The 12,349-nt window shown below is 66.9% G+C and carries 7 protein-coding genes; all 7 read right to left on the bottom strand.

The features are described from left to right. Nucleotides 1–14: 14 nt before the first annotated feature. On the bottom strand, nucleotides 15–296 hold the full coding sequence (locus FJ986_RS28065; RefSeq protein ID WP_140491165.1) for a cupin domain-containing protein: 282 nt from the start codon (nucleotides 294–296) through the stop codon (nucleotides 15–17). Between the two features lie 134 nt (nucleotides 297–430). Further along, the gene (trxA, locus tag FJ986_RS28060) at nucleotides 431–754 is read right to left on the bottom strand and encodes a thioredoxin (RefSeq protein WP_140491167.1); all 324 of its coding nucleotides are present in this window, start codon (nucleotides 752–754) and stop codon (nucleotides 431–433) included. Between the two features lie 74 nt (nucleotides 755–828). After that, nucleotides 829–4,350: a double-strand break repair helicase AddA gene (addA, locus tag FJ986_RS28055; protein WP_140676554.1), complete on the bottom strand. Its 3,522-nt coding sequence runs from the start codon at nucleotides 4,348–4,350 to the stop codon at nucleotides 829–831. After that, a complete protein-coding gene (gene addB / locus FJ986_RS28050; protein WP_140676551.1) occupies nucleotides 4,347–7,481 on the bottom strand; it encodes a double-strand break repair protein AddB in 3,135 nt (1,044 codons plus the stop codon). Before addB ends, addA begins: the two co-directional genes overlap by 4 nt. Next, complete coding sequence (locus FJ986_RS28045) at nucleotides 7,478–8,224, bottom strand: nucleotidyltransferase family protein (protein WP_281406984.1); 747 nt, start codon at nucleotides 8,222–8,224, stop codon at nucleotides 7,478–7,480. The genes addB and FJ986_RS28045 overlap by 4 nt, the downstream gene beginning before the upstream one ends. Then, entirely contained in the window at nucleotides 8,221–9,732 is a 1,512-nt protein-coding gene (gene tsaE / locus FJ986_RS28040) for a tRNA (adenosine(37)-N6)-threonylcarbamoyltransferase complex ATPase subunit type 1 TsaE (protein ID WP_140491173.1), read from the bottom strand. Before tsaE ends, FJ986_RS28045 begins: the two co-directional genes overlap by 4 nt. 8 nt (nucleotides 9,733–9,740) lie before the next feature. After that, complete coding sequence (locus tag FJ986_RS28035) at nucleotides 9,741–12,296, bottom strand: PAS domain-containing sensor histidine kinase (RefSeq protein WP_140676548.1); 2,556 nt, start codon at nucleotides 12,294–12,296, stop codon at nucleotides 9,741–9,743. Nucleotides 12,297–12,349: the final 53 nt, after the last annotated feature.

The raw sequence follows: 12,349 nt of genomic DNA, 5'->3' as shown, positions 1-12,349 counted from the left end.
CGAGGCGAACGCCGCTATTTCAGCTCGATCTCAATGAAGGCATATTCGCCGTCATTGGCGCTGATGACGTCGTGCTCGACGCCTTCCCTGCGGAAATAGGGCGCGCCTTTCTTCATTTCGGCGAAGGATTCGCCGTCCTTGGTCAGAAGCTTTACCTTGCCGTCCATCAGCGGCACGACAACATAGTCGTGGCCATGGCGGTGCCAGCCGGTGTTGTCGCCCGGCTGAAAGCGGTATTCCGTGACGATGACGCGCTCATTGTCGATGAAGACGGTGGCCTTGGCGGATCCGGTCATTTTTCCTCTCCCTGCATCTGCTGCCAGCAGAAGACATGGAGGCCCCGGACGTCAGGGCCAGAGCGGGCGACCAATGACGCCAACAAAAAGCCCGGCGCGATCGGCCGGACTTGATGTCAGGAATTTCGGATTGATCAGGCGAGATTACCGTTGATCCAGTGCGACAGCGCGGTCTTGGGCGCGGCGCCAACCTTCACATCGGCTCTTTCGCCGCCCTTGAAGATCATCAGCGTCGGGATCGAGCGCACGCCGAATTCCGCTGCCAGTTCGGGATTCTCGTCGATGTTGAGCTTGGCGATCTTCACCTTGCTGCCGAGCTCATTGGCGATGTCTTCCAGCGCCGGCGCGATCATCTTGCAGGGACCGCACCATTCCGCCCAGAAATCCACCACGACCGGCTCCTTGGCGTCGAGCACAGCGGTCTGGAAATTGTTCTTGTCGACCTTGACGGTAGCCATGCGGAAATCCTTTCGAAATTTTTCGTCGCACCAAATGTGGTGGTTGCCGCGCCCTTCTTCAAGCAGTTCTTGTGTCACGCTCGCGTGAGTCGGGCAAGGGCGTCATCCATGGCCCGAGCCGGCAGTTCGATCAGCCGCGGCGCCTCCGTGAACAGCAAGGCCGCCGTGACTTCGCGGCCGGGATAGAGCGGCCGCAGCAAGGCGCGATAGAGCGCGAGCTGCAGCAGATAGGCGGGCGGAACCTCGCCCAGCGAGGCGGGCGCCGGCCGATTGGTCTTATAATCGATGATGGATACGCGGTCCGGCGTCACCGCCAACCTGTCGATCTTGCCGGAAATCGAGCGTTTCGTGCCCTTGACGTCGAGGCTGCCCATGACCGCCACTTCGGCGCGCGAAGAGGGTCCGAAAAGCGGCGCGAAACGCGGATCGGCAAGGATCGCCATCACCGAGGCGACCGCCTTTTCGCACTCGCCGGCCGGCCATTGCGCGCCGGCGCGGGCGAGATAACGTTCGGCTGCGCCCTGGCGTTCGTCTTGCGCCACGCCGGGCAGCATCTGCAGCAGTTTGTGCAGCGCCAGGCCTCGCATGACGGCGAAGCCGGGTTCGGCGTCGCCATCCAGCACTGGCGAGCCGGTGTCGATGACGCTTTCCTTGCCCTCGTCGATCAGGGCGGAGGCTCCGGATGGCGACAGCGGGCGCGGCAGGTCCTCGTATGGCGGCAGCGGCTTGAACAAGATTTCGGGCGGCGGCCCGAAGTCCCGCGTCTGCCTGGCTTCGCTCTCGGCGACCGGTGCAAACGGCGGCAATCCGGTCACCTGGAAGCGATGCACTGAGACGCCGCCGCCGGCCGGATGCGGATACTCGGCACTCTCCGGCGCCCCGACCAGGGCACGGCTGACGAGCGAATGCCAGGTGCCGGTGTTCGGCGCGCGCTTGCCATGATAACCGCAGACGATCAGCCTGTCCTCGGCCCGGGTCATGCCGACATAGAGCAGCCGCCGGTACTCGTCATCGGCGAGATCGCGCGCCCTGGCCGCGGCAGCCTTCGAAATCCCGTTGGCGACGTCGCTGGTCGAACGCCAGAGAAAGCCCTTGCCGCTCCAGTTCAGCCCCGAACCCTCGAACGGCATCAGGCGCGGCAGATGCTGATCGCTGAACGGAGCCGAACCGCCATCGACCAGGAAGACGACAGGCGCCTCGAGCCCCTTGGCTGCATGCACGGTCATGACGCGGACCTCGTCGCGGGTCTGGTCCATCTCGCGCTTGATTTCTGGGCCGGCGCTCTCCAGCGTCGACAGGAAGGCTTCCAGCCCGGGCAAGCCGGTCCGCTCCTCGGCAAGGCAGAAACTCAGGAATTCGTCGAGAATGTCCCCGGCTTCCGGCCCGAGCCGCGCAACCATCTTGCGGCGCACGCCACCGCGTGCCAGCAGGCCGGCATAGAATTCGAACACCGGCTTGAAGACGGCCTCGTTGGCCCAGATGTCGAGTTGAGCGGCGACCGCCGCGAGCGCTTCGCTTTGGCTGGCATGCTGGCGCAGGGACTCGGCCAGCGACAGGCCGGATGGTCTTTGCGCGGCCAGTGTGAAAAGCATCTCTTCCGACAGATCGAAGATCGGGCTCCGCAGCACGGCGGCGAGCGACAGATCGTCCTGCGGCTGGATCAGGAAATGGCCGAGCGCGATCAGGTCCTTGACCGCGATGTGGCCGGGCAGGCTCAACCGGTCCGCGCCGGCGACCGGGATGTCACGACGTTTCAGGGCACGCGTCAGTGCATGAACGAAGCGATCGCGCTTGCGCACCAGCACCAGCACGTCGCCAGGGCGCAGCCTCTTGCCGCGGCCTTCGATGACCTCGCCATTGCCGATCCAGCCGGCAATGGTGGCGGCGACGTTTTCGGCAACCCGAACCGCCGGCGCGCGGGCATGGTCGACTGCCTGGGTCCAGTCGTCCGGCTCGTCGACGACATCGGCGCCGATGGATGGCCAGACCTCGACATAGCCCGGTGCATCGGTGCGTATCGCCTTGTGGCTCAGCGGGTCGGGGTCATGGCTGATGCCGCGCCGCACGACCGGATCGGCGAAGACACGGTCGACAGCGGCCAGAACATCGTCGGTCGAGCGGAACGACCAGGTGAGCTTCAGATCGGCGAAGGGCGCATCGGCGTCGCGCACCTTGCTTGCGAACAGGAGCCTGCTGTCGGCGAAGGAATCCGGCGCCGCTCCCTGGAAGGAATAGATCGACTGTTTTTCGTCACCGACAGCGAAGATCGTCCGATGCGCGGTGTCGCGGGCGCCGATGCCGGCGAAGAATTCCTCGGCCAGCCGCTTCACCACCTCCCACTGGTCGGGGCTGGTGTCCTGCGCCTCGTCGAGCAGGATGTGGTCGATGCCCTGGTCGAGCTTGTATTGCACCCACGGGCCGGCATCGGGCCTGGCCAGGAGACTGACGGTGCGGGTGATCAGGTCGTTGAAGTCGAGGAACCCGCGGCCACGCTTCAACTGCTCGTAGCGGGCGACCAGCCAGTCGGCCAGCGTCAGCGCGGCGCGCGTGCCCTCCAGCATTCGGAACAGGGCGAGCCGGTCGACCGTCTCGACGATTGCGGTGGTCGCCGAGAGATAGCGCTCCGCCAGGTCCGGCAGCCGGTCGAGCAGCGCCTTTTTGAATGCATTGGCTGGATCGTAGACGTCGCCGTCGGCCTTCAGGAAAGCCCGCGAAAGCAGCTGCAGGCGGCGCACGGGGTCGGTTTCCGCGAAAGCCAGGCGCGCATGAGGCAAGATGTTGTTGAGCACCGTCCTGGCGTCGGCGGCCTCCGCCGCCTGGGCGAAGCCGGCAAAATAATCCGGCAGGAAGCCGGGCAGCGGCCAGATGGCGGTCGCTATGCCTTCGGCGGTCTGGCCGGGGCGGAATTGGAATTCGTCGAACAGCGTCTGGAAGTTCGGGCCGCCTCGATCGATTTCACCGATGAAGGCGCCCAGTTCGTCGCGCTTGCGGACGATCTCACCCAGCAAAGCGTCGAGCCCGGCCTCGCCACCGCGCTCGAGCACGGCGGCGAAAGCTTCGGCGAGGTCCGGCCGATCCGCCGCGCTGCCCGAAATCATTTCACGGCGCGCGGCGGCGAACAACGATGCCTCCATCTGCGGGTCGAGCATCTCGAAATGCGCGGGGATGTTGGCTTCCAGCGGGAACTGGTGCAGCACCGATTCGCAGAAGGCATGAATGGTCTGGATCTTCAGGCCGCCGGGCGTTTCCAGCGCCTCGGCAAACAGGCGGCGGGCGCGGCGCATGGTTTCGCGGTCGGGCCGGCGGCCATCGAGCGCCTCGACCCTCACCGCCAATTCGGCATCGCCGAGCGCGGTCCATTCCGACAATGTCGAGAAAACCCGGTTCGACATGTTGGCGGCGGCGGCGCGCGTATAGGTCAGGCACAGTATCTTCGACGGATCGGTGCCGCGAAGCAGGAGCCGGATGACGCGCTGGGCCAGCACATGGGTCTTGCCGGACCCGGCATTGGCCGACACCCAGGCGGAATTCCTCGGATCCGAGGCGCTGGCCTGCCTAGCGGCGGTTTCGCCGGGGATGGGATAGGCTTTCTTCATGCCTCCCCTCCCTCATCGTCCGCATCGCCGCCCGCCGACCATTCGAGCACGCGGGCGAGATGGTCGTAGTCGCCGTCGGTCTCGCCTTCGCGGAACGGCAGTGCCCGCGACAGATAGCCGGCCGCCGGATCGGCATAGTGGATGAGCAATTTCTCCAGCCGCGCCCAGGCCTCCTCGGCGAGGTCCGTGGCGGTGCGTGGCTGCCGGTTGTATTCGAGGATCGATTCCTCGAAAACCTCGCCATTCGGCTTCAGCCTGACGAAAGCCAATTGCGAGGGCTCGCGCGCGCCGAGTTCCTGGAAAGCGCCGCGCCTGAGCAACGCGCCCTCCAGCGCCAGTTGCGGCGACAGCAGCGTGTGCGCCTGGGCCTTGGAAGGCGAGGAGCCGGTCTTGTAGTCCAATATGTCGGCCATGCCGCCATGGAGAAGATCGACCCGGTCGGCATAGCCCGACAGGGTGATCCCGGATTGGCCGACCATGGTCTTGCCCGCTCGCGCCTCGGCGTGGCGCCGGGCCACGGCCCCAGCGCGGCCGCGTTCCCATTCGATGATGCTGGCGGCGAGTTTTTCGAAACGCGGCCACCAGACCGCCTCGACATCGGTGGGAAGTGCTGCCTCGGCGAAGCAGGTCCGGCCGGCGGCGAGCAGGCCGGCCAGCGCATCGGGAGCACGCGGATCGGCCACGCTGCCCGAGAACAGATGCAGGATGGCGTGGAACAGCGTGCCGCGCTCGGCCGCACCCGGGTCGCGGATGACCGGGTCGAGCGGCAGCAGGCCGAGGATGCGCCTGGCATAGATGGCGTAGGGATCGCGACGCAGCGTCTCGATCTCGGTGACCGAGAAATGGGTTGGACGCAGCGCGACCGGCGGCTTCGGCTGCGGGCGCGGCGCGAAGTCCCGCCGCGGGCCGGAATCGAGCGCGCGCGCCCAGGCGATGAGTTCGTCGCCACGTTCGGCAAGCCTGGCTGCCTGGTCCTTCCCGATATAAGTGAGAATGCGCTGCAGCCAGCGCGAGGGCACGGCGGGCGCGTCGCCGGCGCGTGCGGAGCGCGATAGCACCACCTTCGCCGCCCCCATGGCCATCTGGAAATCATGTGCGGCAAGCCCAATGCGCCGTTCGGGCGGCTCCAGGTCGATGCCGGTCTTCATCAGCCGCGACATGAAGCGATCGCTTTCGGGTTTGCGCGGCCACACGCCTTCGTTCATGCCGCCGATGACCAGCGTGTCGACATTCTGCAAGCGGGCTTCCAGCGCCCCCCAGATGGCGATGTTCCTGTCTGTGCCTTGCGCCGGCTTGACCGTCTCGGGCGCGATCAGCGCCGCCATGACGTCTGGCCATTCGTCGGCGGCAAACGACAGCGGCACGGGCGCCGCGACCAGTCCACGCAACAGGTCGGCGAGCTTCTCGCCGGCATCGCCGGCATAGAGCGCGCCAAGACCGCCATCGGCCGCACGGCCGAGATTTTCCAACACCACGACGCTGGCCCCGACCAGCGCGACAAGACCGGCGTCGGCCTGGCCGCGAAAGGCGGCAAGCGGCGCCAGCGCTTCGTTGAGACGTCCGAGCAAATTCCGCGCGCCTTCGATGGCGCGCACGGTCAGCCGGGCAAACCAGAAAGGCCGCCTGCTGTCGGCGCCGAGGTCAACCAGGCGGGCTTCGAACAGGTCCGGCAGCGACGCGATGTCGGGGCGGCCGGTGCCGCCGCGCAGCGCCACCAGCTCGATCAGTTCCGCCGCATGGCGAACGCTCGTCCGGTCCAGGCCAAGGGCAAGCAGGGGATGCTTGAGCAACGACAGCAGGCCGACCGGGTCACCGGGGCGGAACACCGCCTGCAACGCCAGCCCAAGCAGGCCGGCGGCGGGCGTGTTGGAAAGCGGCACACCGCCGGAATCGTCGGCGACGACGCCGAAGCGAGCGAGCTCGACCGAGACGCGGCGCGCCAGCGCACGGTCACCGGTAACGAGGGCCGCTCTTTGGCCGGGCTGCTCGACTGCGCGCTTGAGCGCGACGGCGATCCCCACGGCTTCATCGCGTTCGCTGGCTGCCTCCAGCAGGCTCACGCCGGAGAACGCCTGCTCGATGTCGGAGGGGGAAAAGCCGCTGCGCGTCTCGGCCCACAATTCGGTGGTCTCGGCCGGCCGCAGCGCTTCGCCGACGAGGGCGGCGCGAAGCGCGAGTTCATGTCCGGCCGCGCCGATCTCCTCGACATCGCCGCGCAGCACACCGATGGTGCCGATCAGCTTGGCGAGGCCGTATTGCGGATGGCCGAGCACGGCCGGACGTGCGCCCGGCGCCGTGATGGCCTGGAAAGACGGCTCATCCATCGTCCGGTCGAGGCCTGGCAGCACGATGGCTCCTCCCGCCAAGCGGGCGATTGCGGCCAGCAGCTCTGCCGTGGCGGGGATGGAGCCAGTGGAACCGGCGGCGATAACCGGCCCGGCGGGCGGATTGCGCCGCAGCCGCGCCGCTTCCAGCCGGATCAGGGCGCTGCGATGCGCGGCCGGGTTGGAGAGGTTCCGTTCCCCAAGGAATTTCGGCCAGGCTTCGGTGACGATGCCGAGGAAATCGAGCGTGACCTGCCACCATCCCGCGAGATTGCCGCTCACCAGATCGGCGAGCCGCGTCCAGTCCGTGCCTTCCGTCTCGATCTCATCCATAAGCCGGGCGAGATCGCGCGCCAGCCAGATCGCATCGGCGGCGGAGGCCGGAATGACGATCTCCTCGTCGAAAAGCGCCGCCACATGCGCCGGCAGCCGGCGTTTCCAGGCACGCACCAGCGGCGCCAGCAGCAACAGGCGTTCGGTTGCCGCGATCGGCGGCGCGAGGTCGATGGCGGCCGACGCTTCCGTCTCGAACGCGGCCTCGTCCTCATCGAACTCGCCGAGCGGCCGGATGACTGGCAGAATCGCCGAACCGCCGCCGCCCCTCGCCGACAGGCTGTCGACGAAGACGCCACGCAAGGCGCGCGCGGCGCGGCGCGTCGGCACATAGATGATGACATCGGCCAAAGCGAGCGGGTCGCCATCGAAGCGAAAGCCCGGAACAAGACGCCCGGCCAGCAGCGCCTCGGCAAGCGTCGGCAGAAACGGCGCACCGGGCGGAATGGAGAAAACGCGGCCCGGGCCGCTCATTGCAACTCGGCTAGCGCGTCGGCGACCGCCGCTTCCGCGCTGGCAATAGCGTCAGGCGTGCCGACGGTGATCCAATGGCCATACATCGGCATGCCGGACAGCCGGCCGGCGGCGATCGCCTTGTCGAAGTAGGCGTTAAGCGAATGAGGTTCCGGCAGGGCACCCTTGAAGATGCGCGGATGGACGATCGCCGCCCCGGCATAGATCAGGCCCGCCGGATCGCCCTTGGAACGCCGCAGGGTGCCGTCCGGCGCCACCAGGAAATCGGTGCTGCCGCAGTGTCCGGTCGCCTGATGGAGATCCGCCAGCATCAGCAGAATATCCATTTTCGCGGCGTCCCATGCAAGGGCGAGACGGTTGAGATTGGGCGTTCCTTGGTCGATCCAGAAGGTGTCGGCGTTGAGGATGTAGAAGGGCTGTTGGCCGAGCTCCGGCAGCGCCTTGACGATGCCGCCGGCGGAATCGAGCAACCGCTCGCTCTCGTCCGAAATGACGATCCGCGGCGCATGGCGCGCGCCGAGATGGGCGACGATCTGTTCGGGAAGATAGTGCACGTTGACGACGGCCTTGCCGATGCCGGCCGCGGCGAGACTGTCGAGGCCCCAGTCGAGCAGCGTCTTGCCGGCGATCCTGACCAGCGGCTTGGGGATCGTGTCGGTGATCGGCCGCATGCGCTTGCCGAGCCCTGCGGCAAGCACTATCGCAGTTTTGGGCACGCTCGCTGCGTCCGGTATCGATGTCACGGCGTTTGCTCCTCCAGCAGACCGTGAGCGGTATAGAACTCGCGAAGGCCGGCCAAGGCAGGATGAGACAGCGCCCGGCGCAGATAGTCGCGGATACGCGGCAAGTGCTTCAGATAATAGGGCTTGCCGTCGCGTTTTTCGAGCCGGACGAAGATGCCGAGGATCTTGGAATTGCGCTGCGCCGCCATGATCGCATAGGCCTCGAGGAATGCCGCCTCGTCAAATGGGCCGGCCGCGCGGCGGGCGGCGACATAGGCATCGAGCGTGCGTTTCTCGATGCCTGGCGGGATGGTGACGCGCGCGTCCATGGCCAGCGAGGCGACGTCGTAAGCGGCGGGGCCGATCAACGCGTCCTGGATATCGACGATACCGAGCCGGTCATGGCCGGAGCGCTCAGCGCGCCAGATGATGTTCGGCGAATGAAAGTCACGCAGCATCAGCGTGTATTGGCTGTCAGCGAGCCGGTCGAGAACCGCGTTCCACTCCTTGTGGTAGCCGACGCGCAAGGCATCGCCCGCCGGAGCGCCCGTCAGCATCGGCACGTACCAATCGACCAGCAGGTCCGCCTCGATCAGCATGGCGTCGCGGTCGAAGGGCGGCACATCGTGAAACACGCCGGGCGCGGCCTCCATCCGGTGGGGCCAGGTCTTGCCATGCATCATGGCGAGCAGTTCGGCCGCCGCCTCATAGCGCCCGGCGACCGGCCTGCCATGCCCGTCCAGGAAACCTTCGGAGCCCAGATGTTCGAGCAGCAGGAATCCCTGGTCGAGATCCTGCGCATGGATTTCGGGAACGCTGACCCCGGCGGCGAGCAGCGCGCGGTCGATGGCGGCGAAGGCTGACACCGACTGGGCGGTGTGGGCGATGACGCCATAGGGCTTGCCGTCGCGCACCGGCGGGCCCAGCACCAGCCGCGGCGAGTTCATCAGCACCCTCGCGGCATGGCCTGGAAGCGAGACAATTTCGTAGGAGCGGGCAGAGGCATCGCCGATGAAATGGCGGCGGCTGGCCTCGCCCCATCCAGCGCCTTCGAGGAAATCACGCATGGCGAGCGACCGCGCCACCCGATCGTAGGCAGCGCCTTGCCCGGACAGTCTCGCCAATCGGCCATCGCCATGCTGGACGAGTTCGATCAGCACGGCGGTCCCAGGCAAATAACCCTCGGCCCGTTCCGGCCATTCGACAAGGGCCGCGCCTTGCGCCAACGCCTCGTCGAAGCCCAGTTCATCGAGCTCGGCTGCCGAGGACAGGCGGTAGAGGTCGAAATGATGGACCGGGATGCGCGTATCGTAGCTTTGCACAAGGGTGAAGGTAGGACTCGGCACGTCGAGACCGGCATCGTCGGCCAAGGCCCTGATCAGCGCCCGCGCCAGCGTCGATTTGCCCGCGCCGAGATCGCCCTTCAGCGCCAGGACGTCGCCGGCGCGCAACGCCAGCGCCAGATCCTCACCCAGCCGCGCTGTCTGTGTTTCGTCGGCGAGTAAACGCTCGAGCATCAATGCGGCCATCGAGTGCGCTACTCGGCCGCGGCGCGGATGCCCGGCATGTCGGGAAAGGTGCAGATGACGGTCGTGCCCTTGTCCTTGCCGGTTTCGATGCGGACGCTGCCGCCATGCAGCTCGACGAAGCTCTTGACGATCGACAGTCCGAGCCCGGCGCCGCGCCGGCGGCCGCCATTGGCGCGCGGCTCGAAGCGGCGGAACACCGAGTCAAGCACGTCGGGCGGCATGCCGGGTCCATCGTCATGGACCGAGAATTCCACACCGTCCGCCAACTGACGGCAGGCGAGCCGGATGGCGCTGGCCTCCGGCGCGTAGTTGGCGGCGTTGCTGAGCAGGTTGTAGAGGATCTGGCGGATGCGGATTTCGTCGCCGTGGAAGGTCTTCGGCGCCGCCGCGGCATCGACCTCGAGCCTGATTGAATGCTCTTCCAGCCGGTCGGCAACCAGCTCGGCGGCGGCGGCGATCGTGCGGTCGACATGGACCTCGGAAATGTCGAGCTGCATGATGCCGGCATCGACCGTGGCAAGGTCGAGTATGTCGTTGACGATGGTCAAAAGCACCGAGGACGACGAGCCGACATGCTCGACATATTCGCGCTGCTTCTGCGTCAGCGGACCGGTGACCGGCAGCGACAGCAGTTCGGTGAAGCCGATGATGTTGGTCAGCGGCGAGCGCAGTTCGTAGGACACGTGCTGGACGAATTCGTTCTTGAGCTGGTCGGATTTCTCCAGCGCCTCGTTCTTGTCCTTGAGCGCGCGTTCGACACGGACGCTGTCGGTAACGTCGACGAAGGTCATCATCACCTGCCCGTTGGGCAGGGGGATCACGGCGTAGCGCAGCACGGTGCCGTTGTTGAGCTCGGTCTGACCGTGGCGGTCGCGGCGCTCGTCGTCGAAGCCGGTGATGGCGGCGACGAAGCCGCCCCACGGGCTGTCGATCGCTTGCAGGTCGCAAAGCTCACGGATTGCGGAAACATGGACATTGGGCCGGGCGGTTTCGGCGTCCAGGCCCCACAAAGTAGCAAATGCCGGGTTCGACAGACGCAGCCTGCCGTCGGGACCGAACACCGCCACGCCTTCGGCGAGGTTGTCGAGTGTTTCGCCCTGGACCCGCACCGCGGTGCGGTAGCGGCTTTCGAGGTCCATCTTCTCGGTCAGGTTCTCGAACACCCAGGTGACGCCGCCCTTGGGCTGCGGGTTGGCGACGACGCGGATGGTCTTGCCGTCGGGCAGGTGCCACCAATGCTCCTGCGATTCCACCGCGCGGTAGGCGCCGAGCAGGCCTTCCTTCCAGCGACGCCACTCCGGCTGCTCGGCGATCTTGCCCTCGCTGCGCAGCCGATCCAGCAGCAAAGCGTTATCGGGCGCGCTGTGCAGGAAGCCTGCATCGAGGCCCCAGAGCTTCTGGAAAGCCTGGTTGAAGAAGCGCAGCTTCTCGTCGGTGTCGAAGATCGCGACCGCCGTGTTGAGCTGGTCGAGCGTGTCGGCGTGGCTGCGCACGGTGCGCTCATATTCGCTGCGGATCGTTTCGATGGCGCTGGTGTCGCAGGCAAGCCCGGCCGAACCGTCGGCGCCGGCGAAATCGGTCACCGCGAAAACGCGGCGGTCGCCTTCGATCACCGTGGAAAGCGTCTGTTCGAAGACCGGGTGCGACTTGTGCTGGGCAGCGATCGCGTCGCGCGCCTGGCCGCCGAGGAATTCCTTGGCGTCGCGGACGGCCATCTCCGCGCTTTCGGCCTCGACCGCTTCGGCATAGGCCCGGTTCACCCATCTCAGGCGGCCGTCCTCGCCGCGCAGCCATGCCGGCATCTTCAGCGCCTCGAGCAGGCCGATCATCGTATCATGGTCGGCGGCCAGCCGCTGGTTTTCGATCTTCAGCCGGGCTTGGCTGCGTTGCGTCTCGGAAAGAGAAACGAACCGCACCAGCACATGCGCCGCGCTCTTGCGGCCATGCACTTCCAGCGGAGCGCCGGTCTGCGTTTCGATGACGAGGTCGAAGGACACGGCTCTTTCGCGCAGCCCCGCGACGGCATGCTCGAGTGCCGCAGCCGAGCGCGGCATCAGCCAGCGGCCGAAGGCAAGGAAGGCGGCCCGCTCCTCGGGCGCGCCGCTTTCGACCGGCAGCGTGCCGATGAGCTCGGGTTTCTTGTTCTCCGAGGCCCAGACGACGACACGCTGGTCGCGCAAGTTGAGCAGCGCCTCCGAACGGCGCAGCGCCGCGTTGATGTCCGCGATGCGGCTCCTGAGCTCGACATTTTCGGCCGAGGTGCGCGCTCTCTCCCGGATCAGAACGATGGCCGACAGGAATGCCGCTCCCATCACTCCGACAAAGACGGCAAGCTGCACGACCTCGACCGTGCTCACCGATAGGCCGGCGGCCTCCGCACCAGCAGCCTGGGCGTGGGCCCCCGTGCCGGCCAAAGGCCAGCCAAGTGCGGAGCCGGCAAGGAACAGTCCGGCGCGCGCGCGCCATGAAGGGCGCCCGCCTCGCGTGGCGGAGCCGGTAGTCCTCGAATCGTCATGGCCGCCGGAAACGGCCCGTCCCGCGCAAAGCGGGTTATCCCCCGGCATGTCTTGGTCCTCTTCGCCGCCTGAATGCAAGACCGCCCTGATGCGTACGCCGG

This window comes from Mesorhizobium sp. B1-1-1, assembly GCF_006442955.1.
Taxonomy (GTDB): domain Bacteria; phylum Pseudomonadota; class Alphaproteobacteria; order Rhizobiales; family Rhizobiaceae; genus Mesorhizobium.
This window is presented reverse-complemented; position numbering and strand designations above follow the sequence as displayed.